The organism is Streptomyces hyaluromycini (genome assembly GCF_002217755.1).
Taxonomy (GTDB): Bacteria; Actinomycetota; Actinomycetes; order Streptomycetales; family Streptomycetaceae; genus Streptomyces; species Streptomyces hyaluromycini.
The window spans coordinates 292,337-310,678 of sequence record NZ_BCFL01000018.1 but is presented as its reverse complement, the minus strand read 5'-3'; the positions used below and the strand labels follow the sequence as shown (position 1 = coordinate 310,678).

The 18,342-nt window shown below is 72.6% G+C and carries 17 protein-coding genes and 1 pseudogene; 11 read left to right on the top strand and 7 right to left on the bottom strand.

Annotated features, from left to right (window positions below):
• Window positions 1–4 precede the first annotated feature (4 nt).
• The 10 genes from SSP29_RS14545 (at window position 5) to lgt (ending at window position 8,591) form a co-directional block, all read left to right on the top strand.
• Window positions 5–1,492: an anthranilate synthase component I gene (locus tag SSP29_RS14545; RefSeq protein ID WP_089101044.1), complete on the top strand. Its 1,488-nt coding sequence runs from the start codon at window positions 5–7 to the stop codon at window positions 1,490–1,492.
• A 72-nt stretch (window positions 1,493–1,564) separates the two neighbouring features.
• On the top strand, window positions 1,565–2,209 hold the full coding sequence (locus SSP29_RS14540) for a TIGR02234 family membrane protein (RefSeq protein WP_089101043.1): 645 nt from the start codon (window positions 1,565–1,567) through the stop codon (window positions 2,207–2,209).
• 239 nt (window positions 2,210–2,448) lie between these two features.
• Complete coding sequence (locus SSP29_RS14535) at window positions 2,449–2,709, top strand: HGxxPAAW family protein (RefSeq protein WP_089101042.1); 261 nt, start codon at window positions 2,449–2,451, stop codon at window positions 2,707–2,709.
• A gap of 79 nt (window positions 2,710–2,788) precedes the next feature.
• Window positions 2,789–3,238, top strand: a complete 450-nt coding sequence (locus SSP29_RS14530; protein WP_089101041.1) for a DUF2752 domain-containing protein — start codon at window positions 2,789–2,791, stop codon at window positions 3,236–3,238.
• A 138-nt stretch (window positions 3,239–3,376) separates the two neighbouring features.
• Complete coding sequence (trpC, locus tag SSP29_RS14525; protein ID WP_089101040.1) at window positions 3,377–4,186, top strand: indole-3-glycerol phosphate synthase TrpC; 810 nt, start codon at window positions 3,377–3,379, stop codon at window positions 4,184–4,186.
• 21 nt (window positions 4,187–4,207) lie between these two features.
• A complete protein-coding gene (gene trpM / locus SSP29_RS61195) occupies window positions 4,208–4,408 on the top strand; it encodes a tryptophan biosynthesis modulator TrpM (protein WP_089101039.1) in 201 nt (66 codons plus the stop codon).
• Between the two features lie 78 nt (window positions 4,409–4,486).
• Entirely contained in the window at window positions 4,487–5,770 is a 1,284-nt protein-coding gene (trpB, locus tag SSP29_RS14515; RefSeq protein WP_089101038.1) for a tryptophan synthase subunit beta, read from the top strand.
• Window positions 5,767–6,585, top strand: coding sequence for a tryptophan synthase subunit alpha (gene trpA / locus SSP29_RS14510; RefSeq protein WP_089101037.1), 819 nt, complete (start codon window positions 5,767–5,769; stop codon window positions 6,583–6,585). Before trpB ends, trpA begins: the two co-directional genes overlap by 4 nt.
• 117 nt (window positions 6,586–6,702) lie before the next feature.
• Window positions 6,703–7,479, top strand: a complete 777-nt coding sequence (locus tag SSP29_RS14505) for a DsbA family protein (RefSeq protein ID WP_089101036.1) — start codon at window positions 6,703–6,705, stop codon at window positions 7,477–7,479.
• A 92-nt stretch (window positions 7,480–7,571) separates the two neighbouring features.
• Complete coding sequence (gene lgt, locus SSP29_RS14500; protein WP_089101035.1) at window positions 7,572–8,591, top strand: prolipoprotein diacylglyceryl transferase; 1,020 nt, start codon at window positions 7,572–7,574, stop codon at window positions 8,589–8,591.
• Window positions 8,592–8,756: 165 nt separating this feature from the next.
• Here lgt and SSP29_RS14495 read toward each other — a convergent pair whose 3' ends face one another.
• The 7 genes and pseudogenes from SSP29_RS14495 to SSP29_RS14465 all read right to left on the bottom strand — a co-directional run.
• Window positions 8,757–9,578 (bottom strand): HpcH/HpaI aldolase/citrate lyase family protein, encoded by an 822-nt coding sequence (locus tag SSP29_RS14495; RefSeq protein WP_089101034.1) that lies wholly within the window; start codon window positions 9,576–9,578, stop codon window positions 8,757–8,759.
• Window positions 9,575–10,795 (bottom strand): CaiB/BaiF CoA transferase family protein, encoded by a 1,221-nt coding sequence (locus SSP29_RS14490; RefSeq protein ID WP_089101033.1) that lies wholly within the window; start codon window positions 10,793–10,795, stop codon window positions 9,575–9,577. Before SSP29_RS14490 ends, SSP29_RS14495 begins: the two co-directional genes overlap by 4 nt.
• A 62-nt stretch (window positions 10,796–10,857) precedes the next feature.
• Window positions 10,858–11,751, bottom strand: a complete 894-nt coding sequence (rbsK, locus tag SSP29_RS14485; protein ID WP_089101032.1) for a ribokinase — start codon at window positions 11,749–11,751, stop codon at window positions 10,858–10,860.
• Window positions 11,748–13,307 carry an ADP-ribosylglycohydrolase family protein gene (locus tag SSP29_RS14480; RefSeq protein WP_089101031.1) on the bottom strand — a complete coding sequence of 520 codons (1,560 nt, stop codon included), beginning with the start codon at window positions 13,305–13,307 and terminating at the stop codon, window positions 11,748–11,750. The genes rbsK and SSP29_RS14480 overlap by 4 nt, the downstream gene beginning before the upstream one ends.
• On the bottom strand, window positions 13,295–14,470 hold the full coding sequence (locus SSP29_RS14475) for an ADP-ribosylglycohydrolase family protein (protein WP_089101030.1): 1,176 nt from the start codon (window positions 14,468–14,470) through the stop codon (window positions 13,295–13,297). Before SSP29_RS14475 ends, SSP29_RS14480 begins: the two co-directional genes overlap by 13 nt.
• An 8-nt stretch (window positions 14,471–14,478) precedes the next feature.
• Complete coding sequence (locus SSP29_RS14470; RefSeq protein WP_089101029.1) at window positions 14,479–15,597, bottom strand: ADP-ribosylglycohydrolase family protein; 1,119 nt, start codon at window positions 15,595–15,597, stop codon at window positions 14,479–14,481.
• A gap of 353 nt (window positions 15,598–15,950) precedes the next feature.
• Window positions 15,951–16,940: pseudogene (locus tag SSP29_RS14465) on the bottom strand (ADP-ribosylglycohydrolase family protein); the annotation flags it as partial.
• Window positions 16,941–17,238: 298 nt separating this feature from the next.
• On the opposite strand from SSP29_RS14465, the gene SSP29_RS14460 reads away from it, so the two are divergent.
• Window positions 17,239–17,970, top strand: a complete 732-nt coding sequence (locus SSP29_RS14460) for a VIT1/CCC1 transporter family protein (protein ID WP_089101028.1) — start codon at window positions 17,239–17,241, stop codon at window positions 17,968–17,970.
• The last annotated feature ends 372 nt before the right edge of the window (window positions 17,971–18,342 follow it).

Sequence of the window (18,342 nt, the reverse complement as noted above, 5' to 3'; positions counted from 1 at the left end):
CGCCATGGACCTCGAGACCTTCCGCAAGCTCGCGACCGACCGGCGTGTCATCCCGGTCACCCGCAAGCTCCTCGCCGACGGCGACACCCCGGTCGCGCTCTACCGCAAGCTCGCCGCAGAGCGCCCCGGCACCTTCCTGCTGGAGTCCGCCGAGAACGGCCGCACGGCGTATCAATGGTCTCGGTACTCCTTCGTGGGGGTCCGCTCCGCCGCCACCCTCACCGCCCGCGACGGCCAGGCCCACTGGCTCGGCACCCCGCCCGTCGGCGTGCCCGTCGACGGCGACCCGCTGGCCGCCCTGCGCGCCACCATCGAGGCCCTGCACACCCCGCACGACCAGGAGCTGCCCCCGTTCACCGGCGGCATGGTCGGCTACCTCGGCTACGACATCGTGCGCCGCCTGGAGAAGATCGGCCCGGGGGAGCGCGACGACCTGCGGCTCCCCGAGCTGACCATGCTCCTCACCAGCGACCTCGCCGTCATGGACCACTGGGAGGGCTCGGTCCTGCTGATCGCCAACGCGATCAACCACAACGACCTCGACACGGGCGTCGACGAGGCCCACGCGGACGCCGTGGCCCGCCTGGACGCCATGGAGGCCGACCTCTCCCGCCCGGTCGCCCAGCCGCCCGCCGTCCTGCCGCCCTCCGAGCTCCCCGAGTACACCGCCCTGTGGGGCGGCCCCGACTTCCAGGTGGCCGTCGAGGACATCAAGGAGCGCATCCGCGCGGGCGAGGCCTTCCAGGTCGTCCCCTCCCAGCGCTTCGAGACCCCGTGCACGGCCAGTGCGCTGGACGTCTACCGGGTCCTCAGGGCCACCAACCCGTCCCCGTACATGTACCTCTTCCGGTTCGACGGCTTCGACGTCGTCGGCTCCTCCCCGGAGGCCCTGGTCAAGGTCGAGGACGGGCAGGCCATGGTGCACCCCATCGCCGGCACCCGGCCGCGCGGGGCCACCCCGCAGGAGGACCAGGCCCTCGCCGACGAGCTGATGGCCGACCCCAAGGAACGCGCCGAGCACCTCATGCTCGTCGACCTCGGGCGCAACGACCTGGGGCGGGTCTGCCAGCCCGGCTCCGTCGAGGTCGTCGACTTCATGTCCGTCGAGCGGTACTCGCACGTCATGCACATCGTCTCGACGGTCACCGGAAAGGTCGCCGAGGGCCGCACCGCCTTCGACGTCCTCACCGCCTGCTTCCCGGCCGGCACCCTCTCCGGCGCCCCCAAGCCCCGGGCGATGCAGATCATCGACGAACTGGAGCCGTCGAGGCGGGGGCTGTACGGCGGCTGCGTCGGCTACCTCGACTTCGCCGGCGACTCCGACACGGCCATCGCCATCCGCACCGCCCTGCTCCGCGACGGCACGGCGTACGTCCAGGCGGGCGCCGGCATCGTCGCCGACTCCGACCCGGTCGCCGAGGACCAGGAGTGCCGGAACAAGGCGGCGGCGGTCCTGCGGGCGGTGCACACGGCCAACAGACTGGGCAAGTAGGCGCACGGACCGGGCAAGTGGGGCGCTTCTCACCCGACCCCGGGTGACCGTTCGCCCGGGGTTCAAGCGATAGTGGAGTACGTGACTGCTGTTCCTCACCCCCGTTCCGAAGCCGGCGAACCCACCGGGTCCGGCCGCCGCAGCCTCGCCGTCGCGCTGCTGTTCGGCGCGCTCGGCGCGGCCGTGGCCCTGCTGTCCAGCCGGCAGCGCTGGGCCGAGGGCACCGCGACGGTGGCCGGTGGCGCCTTCCCGCTGACCGCCAGAGGCAGCGACGTCACGGGCGTCCCCGCGGCCCTCGCCATAGTGGGCCTCGCCGCGCTCGTCGCCGTCTTCGCCGTCCGCCGGGCCGGCCGCTTCCTGGTCGCCGGGCTGCTCGCGCTCTCCGGCGCCGGCATCGCCGCCGCGGCCCTGCTCGGCGCCTCCGACGGCTCCGCGCTCGACGAGAAGGCCGCCGAGGCCAGCGGCGACACGTCCGCCACGGTCGACGCCCTCAGCCACACCGGCTGGCCGTACGTCGCCGCGGCCGGCGGCGTGCTCATCCTGGTCGCCGGGCTGCTGGCGCTGCGCTACGGCCGGCTGTGGCCCGCCATGTCCGGCCGCTACGAACGCGGCACGGGGGCGGAGCGGCCGCGCCGCGCGCCGAAGCCGGTCGATCCCGACCGGCCCGAGGACATCTGGAAGGCGCTGGACCGGGGCGAGGATCCCACCGGCGCGTGACGCTTCGCTGGGGGCGCCGAAGAGGGGGCGGTCCGGCGCGTCGTGCGTCTGCGGCGCCGTGGGGGCTGGTCGCGCCCACGCGGCGGAGCCGCATATCAAACACAGCCCCGCGCCCCTTACGGGGCGCTTCAGGCGATGTGGCGAATCAGACGTCACCCCCGCTCCACGCAGCCGGGTGCGTGCGGGACAATCGGGAGCGAGCGTCCGGAAGGACACGTACGAGCAACGAGGAGCAAGTCATGGCGGGCAACAGCCACGGTCACACCCCGGCCGCCTGGACCGGCGTCACCATCGCCTTCATCGGTTTCTGCGTCGCGGGCGCCTTCATGGTGATGGCGCAGCCGCTGGGTTTCTGGGCCGGTATGGCGATCGTGGTCCTCGGCGGTGTGGTGGGCGGCATCATGCGCGCCATGGGCCTCGGCATGCCGAAGCAGGCCGCTCTGGTGACCTCCCACAGTGCCCCGGTCGCGACCCGCGAGCCGGTCGGCGCCGAGAGCTGACCGCCTGCGCTTGTCGAGGGGCGCCCCGGACCAGGTCCGGGGCGCCCCTCGATCGCGTGTGCCGACCGTACGGGGCACAATGCGAGGCGTGAACGCCGACAGCCACAGCGCAGCCGTACCACCGGTGACGGCCTCCCTCCGGGGCCGGCTGGCCGTGCCCGTCTCCGTGCTGGGTGCCGTCGTCGGGGCCTTCGCCTACGTCGGCACCGTCGACCCCAACCAGCCCGGCCACTACCCGGTCTGCCCGCTCTACCGGCTCACCGGCCTGTACTGCCCCGGCTGCGGGGGCCTGCGCAGCGCACACGCGTTCGTCCACGGCGACCTCCTGGCCGCGCTGCGGGACAACGCGGCGGGCGTGCTCGCCTATCTGGCCTTCGCCGTGCTGTGGACCGTCTGGGTGGTGCGCGCGGCACGCGGCCGACCTGCCCGGATCGAGCTCAGGCCGGTGGGGATGTGGAGCCTCGGCGCGTTGCTGCTGGTCTTCACCGTTGTCCGGAACCTGCCCTTCGGCGGCTGGTTGCATCCTTGATCAACTGGTGAACGTCCAGGTAGAGGGGTCGGCGTCAGCCGGATGCGAGGCCTGCGCCGTCCTGCGGATACCATCGATATGACCATGGGTTTTGACCCGACTGGAAGAACCGTCCGGAACCGGAAGGGGACCGCTCGCGTGAGTGTGCTCGACGAGATCATCGACGGAGTCCGTGCCGACCTCGCGGAGCGGCAGGCGCGCGTCAGCCTCGACGAGCTCAAGGAGCGCGCGGCGCAGGCAAGGGCCGCCAAGGACGGCGTGGCCGCGCTGCGCGGTGAGGGCGTCAAGGTCATCTGCGAGGTCAAGCGCTCCAGCCCGTCCAAGGGCGCGCTGGCCGCGATCGCCGACCCGGCCGGGCTCGCCGCGGACTACGAGGCGGGCGGCGCGGCCGTCATCTCGGTCCTGACCGAGCAGCGCCGCTTCGGCGGCTCGCTGGCCGACCTGGAGGCGGTCCGGGCCCGGGTGGACATCCCGGTGCTGCGCAAGGACTTCATCGTCACGTCGTACCAGCTGTGGGAGGCCCGTGCGTACGGTGCCGACCTCGCGCTGCTGATCGTCGCCGCCCTCGACCAGCCGGCCCTGGAGTCGCTGATCGAGCGCGCCGAGTCGATCGGCCTCACCCCGCTCGTCGAGGTCCACGACGAGGACGAGGCCGAGCGCGCGGTGGACGCGGGCGCCAAGGTGATCGGTGTCAACGCGCGCAACCTGAAGACCCTGGAGGTCGACCGCTCCACCTTCGAGCGGGTCGCCCCCGAGATCCCCGACCACATCGTCAAGGTCGCCGAGTCCGGCGTCCGCGGCCCGCACGACCTGATCGCGTACGCCAACGCGGGCGCCGACGCGGTCCTGGTCGGCGAGTCCCTGGTGACGGGCCGCGACCCCAAGTCGGCGGTGGCCGACCTGGTGGCGGCGGGCGAACACCCCGCACTCCGGCACGGCAGGCCCTGATCACCCGCTAGGCTGATCCCGATGACTCCCACCGTGACGACCGTGGACCGGTACGCCCGCCTCGCGCGCGGCTGCCGCCCGAGGGGCTGCCGAGCCCCGGCGAGGCGTGTCCACGGCCGCAGGGTGCGTTATGTCATCGGTGATGAGCCTGGGCAAGTGAACGGCATGCGATGGCAGCAGCCAACCTGTAGGGGCGCGGGGAACTGCGCGACAAGCCACTGACGGCCCGCAGTCACGAACACACCTCCGCCCCCACGGCGAATAGTGTTTTTTCATCGGCACTCACCGTGAGGTATTGGCATGCCCAGCGACTACTTCTTCCCTGATCCCGAAGGTCAGGTGCCCTCCCCCGAGGGCTACTTCGGCGCCTTCGGCGGCAAGTTCATCCCGGAGGCCCTCGTCGCCGCCGTGGACGAGGTCGCCGTCGAGTACGACAAGGCCAAGCACGACCCCGAGTTCGCCCGCGAGCTCGACGACCTGATGGTCAACTACACCGGCCGCCCCAGCTCCCTCACCGAGGTGCCCCGTTTCGCGGAGCACGCGGGCGGCGCCCGGATCTTCCTCAAGCGCGAGGACCTGAACCACACCGGCTCGCACAAGATCAACAACGTGCTCGGCCAGGCCCTGCTCACCAAGCGCATGGGCAAGACCCGCGTGATCGCGGAGACCGGCGCCGGCCAGCACGGCGTCGCGACGGCCACCGCCTGCGCGCTGTTCGGCCTCGACTGCACCATCTACATGGGCGAGATCGACACCCAGCGCCAGGCCCTCAACGTGGCCCGGATGCGCATGCTCGGCGCCGAGGTCATCGCCGTGAAGTCCGGCAGCCGCACCCTCAAGGACGCCATCAACGAGGCGTTCCGCGACTGGGTGGCCAACGTCGACCACACCCACTACCTGTTCGGTACGGTCGCGGGACCGCACCCCTTCCCGGCGATGGTCCGCGACTTCCACCGAGTGATCGGCGTCGAGGCCCGCCGCCAGATCCTGGAGCGGGCCGGCCGGCTCCCCGATGCCGCGATCGCCTGCGTCGGCGGCGGCTCCAACGCCATCGGCCTCTTCCACGCCTTCATCCCCGACGAGGGCGTCCGCCTTATCGGCTGCGAGCCCGCGGGGCACGGCATCGAGACCGGCGAGCATGCGGCCACCCTCACCGCCGGCGAGCCCGGCATCCTGCACGGCTCCCGGTCGTACGTCCTCCAGGACGACGAGGGCCAGATCACCGAGCCGTACTCGATCTCGGCCGGTCTGGACTACCCGGGCATCGGCCCCGAGCACTCCTACCTCAAGGACTCCGGCCGCGGCGAGTACCGCGCGGTCACCGACGACGCGGCCATGCAGGCCCTGCGCCTGCTCTCCCGCACCGAGGGCATCATCCCGGCCATCGAGAGCGCCCACGCCCTCGCCGGCGCCCTGGAGGTCGGCCGGGAGCTCGGCAAGGACGGGCTGATCGTCGTCAACCTGTCCGGCCGCGGCGACAAGGACATGGACACCGCCGCGCGCTACTTCGGCCTGTACGACGCCGATGCCGAGGTCGCGGCCAATGCCGCCGACACCGCCGAGATCGAGGGGGACGCCAAGTGAGCGGGAACATTCAGCTGCTGTCGGACACCCTCGCGGGTGCCAAGGCCGAGGGCCGGTCCGCGCTCATCGCCTACCTCCCGGCCGGGTTCCCGACCGTGGACGGCGGCATCGAGGCGATCAAGGCCGTGCTCGACGGCGGCGCGGACGTCGTCGAGGTCGGACTGCCGCACAGCGACCCGGTCCTCGACGGCCCGGTCATCCAGACCGCCGACGACATCGCCCTGCGCGGCGGTGTGCGGATCGCGGACGTCATGCGCACGGTCAAGGAGGCCTACGAGGCCACCGGCAGGCCGATCCTCGTCATGACGTACTGGAACCCCATCGACCGCTACGGCGTCGAGCGCTTCACCGCGGAGCTCGCCGAGGCGGGCGGCGCGGGCTGCATCCTGCCCGACCTGCCGGTGCAGGAGTCGGCCCTCTGGAGGGAGCACGCCGAGAAGCACGGTCTCGCGACCGTCTTCGTGGTGGCGCCGAGCAGCAAGGACGAGCGGCTCGCGAAGATCACCGCGGCGGGCAGCGGCTTCGTCTACGCGGCCTCGCTGATGGGCGTCACCGGTACGCGTGAATCGGTCGGGGCGCAGGCCCAGGACCTGGTGGAGCGCACCCGGGCCACCGGCACCGACCTGCCCGTCTGCGTCGGCCTCGGTGTTTCCAACGCGGCCCAGGCCGCCGAGGTCGCCGGCTTCGCCGACGGCGTGATCGTCGGTTCGGCCTTCGTGAAGCGGATGCTGGACGCGCCGGACCACGCGGCCGGCGTGGCGGCCGTCCGCGAACTCGCCGGGGACCTGGCGAAGGGCGTGCGCGGACAGGTGTAGACCCGCAGGCGTAGACCCATCGGGGTACCGCCGGACACAACAGAACATTCGGTCACCCGAACGGGTGGACCTGGGACCGGGGAGGCGCGGTGCGCCTCCCCGGTTCGTTCTGGGGGTGTGAGCGAGAAGAATCGTGACGGAAAGCGGATGGCCCGTGAGCGGCTGGCGGCCGAGCGCGAGAAGCAGCGGGCCGCGGACAAGCGGCGGCGCGCGCTGATCGTGGGCGCGAGCGTCGTCTGCGTCCTGGGCCTGGCGGCGGTGATCGGCGTGGTCGCCGCGAACGCGGGCAAGGACAAGAACAGCGCGAGCTCGGGCCCGGTCGTGGCGCCCTCCGGCGCGCAGGGCAAGGACAGTCTCGCCATCCCGGTCGGCAAGGACGACGCCAAGGCGACGCTCACCGTCTGGGAGGACTTCCGCTGCCCGGCCTGCCAGGCCTTCGAGACGGCGTACCGCCCGACGCTCCACGAGCTGGTCGACGCCGGCCAGCTCAGAATCGAGTACCACCTGGTCACGCTGATCGACGGCAACCTCGGCGGCAGCGGCTCCCGGAACGCGGCCAACGCGGCGGCCTGCGCCCAGGACGCCGGGAAGTTCCGCGACTTCCACGACGTGCTGTACGAGAACCAGCCGAAGGAGACCGACGACGCGTTCGCCGGCAACGACAAGCTGATCGAGCTGGCCGGCAAGGTCCAAGGGCTGAACACGCCGGCGTTCCAGAAGTGCGTCAAGGACGGCACGCACAACTCCTGGGTCGTGAAATCCAACCAGGCCTTCCAGGCGGGCAAGTTCAACGGCACCCCGACCGTCCTGCTCGGCGGCAAGAACATCTACGAGGACCAGACCATGACCCCGGCCAAGCTGAAGCAGCTGGTCGAGGACGCGAACAAGCAGTAAGCGGGGTTAAGTGTTTCTCACGTCCCCGTTATGGAGCCGTAGCCGGGCTGGTTGCCGTCGGCCCGGTCCGGCACGGTAGCGTCGACCCTGCCATGGAAGAACTTGCCTACATTCCCAGCCCGTCGCGCGGAGTGATCCACCTCGGACCCATCCCGCTGCGCGGCTACGCGTTCTGCATCATCATCGGTGTCTTCGTAGCCGTCTGGCTCGGCAACAAGCGCTGGATCGCCCGGGGCGGGCGGGCCGGCACCGTGGCCGACATCGCGGTCTGGGCCGTGCCGTTCGGTCTGGTCGGCGGGCGCCTCTACCACGTGATCACGGACTACGAGCTGTACTTCAGCGCGGGCCGCGACTGGGTCGACGCGTTCAAGGTCTGGCAGGGCGGCCTCGGCATCTGGGGCGCGATCGCGCTCGGTGCGGTGGGTGCGTGGATCGGCTGCCGGCGCCGGGGCATCCCGCTGCCCGCCTACGCCGACGCCATCGCCCCCGGCATCGCCTTCGCCCAGGCGATCGGCCGCTGGGGCAACTGGTTCAACCAGGAGCTGTACGGCCGCGAGACCCATGTGCCGTGGGCCCTGCACATCACCTCCTCCGAGGGCGGCCGGATCCCGGGCTACTACCACCCGACCTTCCTCTACGAGTCCCTGTGGTGCATCGGCGTCGGCTTCCTGGTCATCTGGGCCGACCGCCGCTTCAAGCTCGGACACGGCCGCGCCTTCGCCCTGTACGTCGCCGCGTACTGTGTGGGCCGCGGCTGGATCGAGTACATGCGCGTCGACGACGCCCACCACATCCTCGGTCTGCGCCTCAACGACTGGACCGCGATGATCGTGTTCCTGCTCGCGGTGCTGTACATGGTGCTCTCGGCGAAGAAGCGGCCGGGCCGGGAGACGGTGGTCGAGCCGGGCGCCTCCGACGAGGCCGTCGAGGCCGAGGGTGACACCGGTGCCGGCGGTGCCGGTGAGGCCGTTGAGGCCGTTGAGGCGAAGGACGCCGAGGCCTCCGGCGACGAGGCCGAAGCCGAAGCCGAAGCCGAGGATGACGCCGACGGCGAGGCCAAGGACCAGGACGAGGCCAAGGACGAGGCCGGGTCGGGGAGCAAGAAGAGCTGACCTGCCGCGATACGACGAAGAGGGCGCCCGGGCTCGAACCGGGCGCCCTCTTCGTGTGCGGGCCGACGGGGTGCGCCGGGTCCGGCGCCGCCGGACAAGGCCGTTGTGGGTCTCGCCGTTGCGGCGGAAGGAAAAACCGGCGGAGGGGATCGCCTGTGAAAGGGATCACCGGCGGTTTGTGAGGGACAGGGTTCTGCGGGCCGCTGCCACCACCGCTGCGTCGATGAAGCTGCCGTCGGGGAGGGCCTGGGCGCCCTGCTCTGTGGTGGCTGCCTTGATGACCGTCTCCGCCTGTTCCAGTTCGGCCTCCGTGGGGAGGTAGGCCCGTTCGATGATCGGGAGCTGACGGGGGTGGATCGCGGCGCGGCCCAGGAAGCCCAGGGCGCGGCCGTGCGCGCAGGAGGCGGCGAGGCCGTTGAGGTCGCGGGTGTCGGGGTGGACCGACTGGGGCGGTGGGGCCAGGCCCGCGGCCCGCGCGGCGACCACGATCCGGGACCGGGACCAGTCGAGGCCGATGTCGTCCCGTACACCCAGGTCGGCCCGTAGGTCCGCCTCGCCCAGGGAGATGCCCCGCAGGGCGGGGTGGGCGGCGGCGATGGCGTAGGCGTGTTCGATGCCGAGGGCCGATTCGAGCAGGGCGTAGAGGGGGAGGGCGGTGGTCCGGGTGGCGAGGTGGCGGATGTCCTCGGGGCCCGTCACCTTCGGGAGGCGCAGCCCGGCGAGGCCGGGGAGGCCGAGCAGGGCCTGGATGTCGTCCTGTGCCCAGGGCGTGTCCAGGCCGTTGATCCGGACGTGGACCGGGACCGGCTGGTGGTGGGCGAGGAGCTCGGCGGTGGCGGCGCGGGCGTGGTCCTTGCGGTCGGGGGCGACCGCGTCCTCCAGGTCGATCACCACCACGTCGGTTCCGGAGACCAGCGCCTTGGCGACGACATGCGGCCGGTCTCCGGGGACGTACAGCCAGGTCAGGGGGAAGGGCACGGTGGTCATACGGCGCCCTCCTCGCGCAGGGCCCGCACCTGGGCCGGGGTCAGGCCCAGCTCGGTCAGGACCTCGTCCGTGTCGGCGCCGTGCGGGCGGCCGGTCCAGCGGATCGCGCCGGGGGTGGCGGAGAGCCGGAAGAGGACGTTCTGCATGCGCAGCGGGCCCAGTTCGGGGTCGGGGACGGTGGTGATCGTGTTGAGGGCCTGGTACTGGGGGTCCTCCATGACGTCCCGTACGTCCTGGACCGGCGCCACCGCCGCCTCCGCCTTCTCGAACTCGGCCAGCACCTCGGTACGGGAGCGGGTGGCGACCCAGTCGCCGACGGCCGCGTCGAGGACGTCGGCGTGCGCGGCCCGGCCGGCACCGGTCGCGAACCACGGCTCGTCGATCAGCTCCGGGCGCCCGACCAGCCGCAGCACGCGTTCGGCGATCGACTGGGCCGAGGTGGACACCGCGACCCAGCTCCCGTCCGCCGTGCGGTAGGTGTTGCGCGGGGCGTTGTTGGCGGACCGGTTGCCGGTGCGTGCCTGGACGTAGCCGAGCTGGTCGTACCAGGTGGGCTGGGGGCCGAGGACGGCCAGGATCGGCTCGATGATCGCCATGTCGACGACCTGGCCCCCGCCGGTGCGGTCCCGGGCCGCGAGCGCGGTCATGACGGCGTACGCGGTCGCCAGTGCCGCGATGGAGTCGGCGAGCCCGAACGGGGGCAGTGTCGGCGGGGCGTCCGGCTCGCCGGTGATCGCCGCGAAGCCGCTCATCGCCTCGGCGAGGGTGCCGAAGCCGGGGCGGTGGGCGTACGGGCCGAACTGGCCGAAGGCGGTGACCCGGGTCAGGACCAGGCGCGGGTTGGCTGCGGAGAGCTCCGCCCAGCCGAGGTCCCACTTCTCCAGGGTGCCGGGGCGGAAGTTCTCGATGATCACGTCGGCGGTGGCGGCGAGCCGGAGCAGGGTGGAGCGGCCGCCGGGCTTGGACAGGTCGAGGGTGAGGGTGCGCTTGTTGCGGCCGAGCAGCTTCCACCACAGGCCGACGCCCTGTTTGGCCGGGCCGTGGCCTCGGGAGGGGTCGGGCTTGGCGGGGTGCTCGACCTTGATGACCTCGGCACCGAAGTCACCGAGCAGGGTGGCGGCGAGCGGACCGGCGAAGAGGGTGGCGAGATCGAGGACGCGCAGACCGGTGAGGGGCGGCGGAGGGGGCGGTGACTCGGGGCGCCCCGCCGGGCTCATGGCTGTCGTGTTCGTGGCTGCCGTGGCTGCCGTGCCTGTCGTGGGTGTCGTGGGTGTCGTACTCATGCGGTGTACTGGGCCTCGATCTCCGGGCGGTACGGCATCGACTCCGTCGCCCCCTCCCGTTGTACGGAGATCGCCGCCGCGGCGGCCGCCCAGGACAGGGCCTCGCGGATCGGTTTCTCCTCGGCGAGGGCCACCGCGAGGGCGCCGACGAAGGTGTCGCCCGCGCCCGTCGAGTCGACGGCGGTCACCCGGGGTGCGGGGATGACGAGGGGGGCGGCGTCGCGGGTGAGGTAGAGGCTGCCGGCCGCGCCGAGCGTGACCACGACCTGCGGTACCCGGTCGAGGAGCGCGGCCGCCGCGTCGCGCGGGTCACCGCGGTCGGTGAGGGTGGCCGCCTCCCGCTCGTTGGGCACCAGCAGGTCGATGTTGTGGAGGAGTTCGAACGGGAGCGGATGGGCGGGGGACGGAGTGAGGATGGTCCGCACGCCGTGGCGGCGGGCGGCCTCCGCACCGGCCACGACCGCGGCGAGCGGGATCTCCAGTTGGAGGAGCAGGGTGTCGGCGGAGGCGATGACGCCCTCGTCGCCGGGCGCGAGATGGTCGACGGTGCCGTTCGCGCCGGGGACCACCACGATCGCGTTGCCGCCCTCGTCGTCCACGACGATGTGCGCGGTGCCGGAGGGGCCCTCGATCGTGCGCAGCGAGTCCGTGTCCACGCCGGAGTGTTCGAGGGTCTCGCGCATCCGGGAGCCGTAGACGTCGTGGCCGACCGCGCCGATCATCGAGACGGTGGCGCCGGCGCGGGCGGCGGCGATCGCCTGGTTGGCGCCCTTGCCGCCGGGGATCGTGCGGAACGCCCGTCCCGTCACGGTCTCGCCGAGCTGCGGGGCCTTCTCGGCGTACGCGACGAGGTCCATGTTCATGCTGCCGAGTACGGCGATGTGGGTCATGAGCGGGTCGCCTCCAGGTGGGTGAGGTGGGCGAGGGCGTCGAAGCCGGTGCTGTCGAAGCCGGCGACGGAGGTGGCGAGTCGGTTCTTGAGCGGGGTCGTCCAGCGGTCGGGGAGTGCGTCGGGGTCGCCCGCGAGCAGACCGGCGACGGAGCCGGCGGTCGCCCCGTTCGAGTCGGTGTCCCAACCGCCGCTCACCGCGCGGCAGACGGAGCCGGTGAAGTCGCCGTCGGCGTGGGTGAGGGCGGCGGCGGTCAGGGCGGTGTTGGGGATGGCGTGCACCCAGTGGTGGGTGGGGGAGTGGATGGCGTGGAGTTCGTCCACGACGGTGTCGAAGTCGTCGTGTTCCTCGGCGAGCCGGATCGCGTGGTCGACGGCGCGGGCGAGCCGGGAGCGGGGCGGGATCACCGTGCGGCCGGTGCGCAGACAGGCGTGGACGTCGTGGGTGCCGGTGGCGGCGGTGGCGATGACGGCCGCCGTGAACATCGCCGCGTAGACGCCGTTGGCCGTGTGGGTGAGGGTGGCGTCGCGGTGGGCCTGTTCGGCCGCGGCGGCCGGGTCGCCGGGGTTGGTCCAGCCGTGCACGTCGGCGCGGATGAGGGCGCCGATCCACTCGCGGAAGGGGTTGCGGTGGCGGGCGGTGTGCGGGGGCTCGATGCCGGTGAGGAGGTTGCGGTAGGCGATGCGTTCGGCGGTGAAGGTGCGGCCGGCGGGGAGTTCGTCGAGCCAGAGCGCGGCGACGTCGGTGGTGGTGAAGTCCCTGGTGTGGCGTTGGAGCAGGAGGAGGTTGAGGAGGGGGTAGTTGAGGTCGTCGTCCTCGGGCATGCCGTCGATGTTCTCGGCGAGGGAGGTGGGTGCCGAGCGGCGGTTCCAGGGGTGGGCGGAGAGGAGTTCCGTGGGGACGCCGTGGGCGGTGAAGTACTGGTCCAGGGGCCAGTTGCCGGTGGCGCGGGCGAGTTCGCGGATGGCGTGCAGGGGGAGCTTCTCGACGGGCTTGCCGAGGAGACAGCCGACGGCTCTGCCGAGCCAGGCGGCGTGGTAGGCGCGGGGGTGTGGGGGCCGGGGGGTAGGGACGCTCACCGGCGCTTGCCGGGTGCCGCCCGCGCCCACCCGTGCCGCCCCAGCGGCACGACTGCCCGCGGCTGGATGAGAGACACGGCTGGGCAGCGCCCCGTCAGGGGCGCGGGGCTGAGACATTTGCGGCTCCGCCGCGTGGGTGCGATCAGCCACATCGCAGCCGCAGTCGCACGACGGTCCGCACCGCCCTCCCCGGTGGGCGTTCGGCCACTGCGGGCACAGCGCCTTGATCTCGGCCAGGTCCGTCGGCTCGTTCAACCGGCTCGGCAGGTCCGCGAGTTCGTCGAGCAGGTCCTCCGCCAGCTGGCGGAGATAGCGCGACGCCCGCCGCTCCGACGCACCCGCCCGGTCCGGTGCGTCCGCGCCCCCCGCCGCCCGCCACCTCGCCTCGACGGCCGAGGGCTCCCGGCCGTCCTGCCGGGCCTGGCGCAGCTCATGGCCCAGCAGATCCTCCGGCTGGACCCAGGTCAGTCGGAGCAACTCGGGCCTCCGAGGCGGGCGAAGGACTCCTCGTGGACTCGGCGGCGTTCGACGTCGCGGGCGAAGACCTCCCGAGCCACCCCGGCCAGGACACGGGGCGGTTCCCAGAGGTCGAGGCGGCTGGCCTCCGCGACCCGCTTCGACCAGTCCTCCGGAACCGGCGAGCCCAGCGCGCCGGCGATCGCGCCCGCCATCGTCGCGATGGAGTCGCAGTCCCGGCCGTAGTTGACGGAACCGAGGACGGCGTGCCGGTAGTCGCCGTCGGCCACCAGCAACATGCCCAGGGCGACGGGGAGTTCCTCGATGGCGTGGAGGCGGGAGGGGCGGCGGGCGCCGAGGGAGGGGGACCGGTAGTCGGGGCCCACCGTGTCGTAGGGGGCGACCGCGTCGCGGAGCGGGGCGAGCGCCGACTCGAAGTCGGAGTGGTGTGCCGCCGTTTCACAGACGCGCTCGATCGCCTCGCGGGTGCCATCCTTCGCCATGGACAGGCAGACGCCGACCACGGAGTCCGGTGTCGCGCCGGGCGCCGTCGCCGCCGCCACCGCCGCCGCGAAGACGCCCGCCGCCTCCCTGCCGTACGACGACTGGTGGGCGCCCGTGATGTCCAGCGCCTCGGCGTACGCCGCCCGCGGGTGTGCCGCGTTGACCAGGCCGACCGGGGCCATGTACATCGCCGCACCGCAGTTGACGATGTTGCCGACGCCGGCTTCCCGGGGGTCGGCATGGCCGTAGTGGAGGCGGGTCGCCAGCCACTTCTCCGCGAGGAAGATCCGGTGGAGGGGGATGGTCTCCGTCTCCAGTTCCGGGATCCAGCGGGGGTTGGTCATCAGGTCGGGGACCAGGTGGTCGGCGATCGCGTACGCGTCGAGATGGTCGCGGACCCGGTCGTACACCCGGACCAGCGCATGGGTCATCAAGGTGTCGTCGGTGACGTGCCCGTCGCCCTTGTGGTACGGCGCGATGGGACGGGCGGTGCGCCAGTCGTCGCCGTTCCAGGGGCCGACGATGCTGTGGACGCGGCCGCCGTGGCGTTCGAGGATCTGGTCGGGGGAGTAGCCCTCGACCGGACCGCCGAGGGCGTCGCCGACGGCGGCCCCGACCAGTGCTCCGGTGATCCGGTCGGCGAGCGAAGCTCCGGCGCTTTCTTCTCCTTTGGGCGTCATGCACCGAATCATCCACCTGGACGGGCCGGTTGTGTGGCTTCCAGGAGTTCGGCGAGTTCCACGAGGTCCGTGCCGGTGAGGCGGGGGAGGGCACAGCCGGAGAGGGTGCGGCAGGCGTCCCGCCAGGACGGCGGAATCGCATCGGCGCCGCCGAGGGCGCCGGTGAGGGCACCGGCCAGGGCGGGGGCGGAGTCGGCGACCCTCGACAGACACGCGGCGGCGGGTACGGCCTCGGCGATCCGGCCGCGCGCGGCGGTGGCGAGGGCGAGGGCGACCGGGACGGTTTCGGCGGCGGCGATTCCGTAGCTGTAGACGTGGTCGACGATTTGGTGTTCGAGGAGGGGGACCAGGGCGAATGCCGTGTCCGTGGCGCCGGTGAGGGTCAGGGCGTGGCGGGCGTTGCGGCCGATCTCGGTGGACTCGGGGAGTTCGGTGAGCGCTGCGGCCACGCAGGTCTCGACCTCGGCGCCGACGAGGGCGAGCGCGAGGGCCGCGGCCATGGCGCGGGCGCCGTGCACGCCGTCGCCGTCCTGGGTGTAGCGGGCGTCGAACTCGGCGAGGTCGGAGGCGCGTTGGGGGTCGCCGGGGTGGGCGACGGCGAGCGCGCAGGCACGGACGCAGGCGGCGTCGTCGAAGTAGTGCGGGTTGTCGTGGCCGGTGGCGGGCGGGCGCAGGCCGGCGGCGAGATTGCCGAGACCGGCGCGGACGGAGATGCGGGCGCGCAGGGGGAGTACGGCCGACTCGACCTCCGGGGCGCGTTCGGCCGCGGCGGCGACCTCGGAGGCGACCGCGGTCCAGGTGAGGTCGATGGCGGCGCGGGTGCGGAGCTCACGGCTGAGGTCGCCGAGGGCGGTGTCGTCGCCGGCGCGCAGGACGGCTTCCGCGGCGAAGGCCGCCCACTCGGCGTCGTCGGAGGGGCCGAGGCGGAGGGGCTCGGGGGGTTGGTTGAGGGCGATGGGGACGGGGAGGGTGGTGGTCGCGTTCTGTTCGGCGAAGGTGTCGAGTTCGCGGGTGAGGCGGCGGGTCCATTCCGGCATGCGGGATGCGCGGTGCCGCGCGGAAGGCCAGCCGGCGGCGTCGCCTGCGGCGAGGCCCAGCAGGAGGCCCTCGATACGACGCCGGTTCACCGGAGCCCTTCGCCGCAGCCGGCCCCCAGGGGGCTCCGCCCCCTGGACCCCCAAGACCTCGCCCACCCACCACCCGACTCGGTGGGCAGAAAGGCTGGTGCAGGGGGTTGTGGCTCGGTGGGCAGAAAGGATGGTGCGGAGGGGTGTGGCTCGGTCGGCGGAAAGGCTGGTGCGGACGGCTGCGGCTCGGTCGGGATGAGGCTGAGCGGTTCGGGTTGGGGCTCGGTCGGGATGAGGCTGAGCGGTTCGGGTTGGGGCTCGGTCGGCGGATCGGCTGTGGCCCAAGGCCGTGGCTCGGTCGGCAGCCGTGCTGGTGTCGAGGGCTGTGGCTCGGTCTGTGGCGAAGCCGCAGCTGTCAGGAGTTCCGCCACCTCCAGCACATGCTGCCCCGCCATCGACGGCAGGCAGCTGCCTCGTGCCGGGCCGATCGCTGCTGCCCACTCCGGTGGGATCGACGTCTCTCCCGTCGTCGCGCCCGCCAGCGCGCCGGCCACCGCGGCCGTCGTGTCCGCGTCGCGCCCCATGTTCACGGCCGTCAGCACCGCGTCCCGGAAGTCGCCGTCCGCCGCCGCGTACGCGCCGAAGGCCAGGGCCACCGCCTCCGGGGCCAGGTCGGTCCACGGGTAGCCGCCGATGACCACCGCGGAGCGCACCGCCCGTTCGCCCCGGTGGGCCACCGACACCGCGCGGCGCAGGGAGCGGGCGGTCCAGGAGTCGTCCGGGATCACCGCGAGCGCCGCCGCGACCACCGCCGTCGGCGGGGCCCCCGCCATCGCCGCCGCGACCCCCGCCGCCACCGCCTGGCCGCCGTAGATGCCCTCGCCCTCGTGGCTCACCGAGCCGTCGACGGCGACGAGCCGGGCCGCCTCGGCGGGGCGGCCCGCCGCGAAGACGCCGAACGGGGCCGCCCGCATGGCCAGGCCGTCGCTCCAGGCGTGCCGGTGCTGGGCGGAGATGGGGGCGGCCAGGCCCCGGCGGAGGTTCTCCAGGGTGCCGCGTTCACTGAAGCCCGCGCCCTTGAAGGGGCCCTCGGCCCGGTCGGCGATCCACTCGTGCCAGGCCGCCTCGGCATGGGCCGGGGTGAGGGCCGAGCCGTGCCGGGCGAGGAGGAGGCCGGAGAAGATCGCGTACTCGGTGTCGTCCGTACCGGCGGGGTGGTCGGTCACGTATCCCGTGATGCGGCCCCAGCGCGCGCGGATCTCGGAGGGCTTCATGTTCTCCGCCGGCGCCCCCAGCGCGTCGCCCACGGCCAGGCCCAGCAGCGCGCCCCGAGCCCGGTCGCGCAGTTCGGGGGCGGGCTCCCCGGGAGCGGGGACCGGCGGGGTGCAGGTGATCGAGGACATGGGCGGGCCTCTCCGGGAGGGGTTTCGCGCGGGGACGCGGAACCGTTTGCGGATGTGTCCCACCAACGGCGGTTGACCGCAGCCTGACGGGCCTCCACATCACCCGGTCGACATCTGTGCAGTACCTCGCACGTGTGAGCGGAGGGGGGTAAAACCGCAGGTTAGCCCAGCCTTTCCTTGCTGGCGGCGAGGAATGCCCCGGCGTACTGTCAGCGTTGTCGAAAGATAGAACTTGTCCAAAGTTAGCTTTGCCTCAGCTTATTCGGGGCGCGCTGAGAGACCTTTTGGGGGACCCCTCATGGCCGTGATCGAGACCCGGGCGACCCTGCACGAAGCCCACCGCGACAACCACACCCACCGGGACGTCAACGGCGGATGGCTGCGGCCCGCCGTCTTCGGTGCCATGGACGGGCTGGTCTCCAACCTCGCTCTGATGACCGGTGTGGCGGGCGGAGCCGTCGGCCATCAGACCATCGTCATCACCGGGCTCGCGGGTCTGGCCGCCGGCGCCTTCTCGATGGCCGCCGGCGAGTACACCTCCGTCGCCTCGCAGCGCGAGCTCGTCGAGGCCGAGCTGGACGTGGAGCGCAGGGAGCTGCGCAGGCACCCGCAGGACGAGGAGGCCGAGCTGGCCGCGCTGTACGAGGCGAGGGGCGTCGAGCCGGAGCTGGCCCGGGAGGTCGCCCGGCAGCTGTCCGCCGACCCCGAGCAGGCGCTGGAGATACACGCCCGTGAGGAGCTCGGGATCGACCCCGGCGACCTGCCCTCGCCGCTGGTCGCCGCCGTCTCGTCCTTCGGGTCGTTCGCGCTGGGCGCACTGCTGCCCGTACTGCCGTTCCTGCTCGGCGCGACCGCGTTCTGGCCCGCCCTGCTGCTGGCGCTCGCCGGACTGTTCGGGTGCGGTGCCGTGGTGGCCAGGGTGACCGCGCGGAGCTGGTGGTTCAGCGGTCTGCGGCAGCTCGCGCTGGGTGGCGCGGCGGCCGGTGTGACGTACGCCCTGGGCACCCTGTTCGGGACGGTCGTAGGATAGTGCGACTGGTAGCTATGCGTTGGGCCGCATAAGTACCCGTTACTCGCTGGTTTCGAATGCTTAACCACTGGGCATGAGCCGTAAGCGCCGCAGGCAATGAGGCCTGCCATGCACCTGTGGGGTGGCGCGACGCTCACCCCCGCCCCTGCGGACCGATGGGCACGGATCTGTCCGGATCGGTCCCCCACCACCTTCACCGCTTTGAGCGGTACGTCGCCGTAAACCCCTGCGGCGTCCGCATGTTGGAACGGTGTATCCAGTTCCCGAGAACCGCTCCATCATGTAACCTGCGTGAAATTTCGCAACAAAAACGCAGAGGGCCAGCGTCGTCCCTCGGCACCTGCTATACGCCACTGACGACGACGGGAGAGC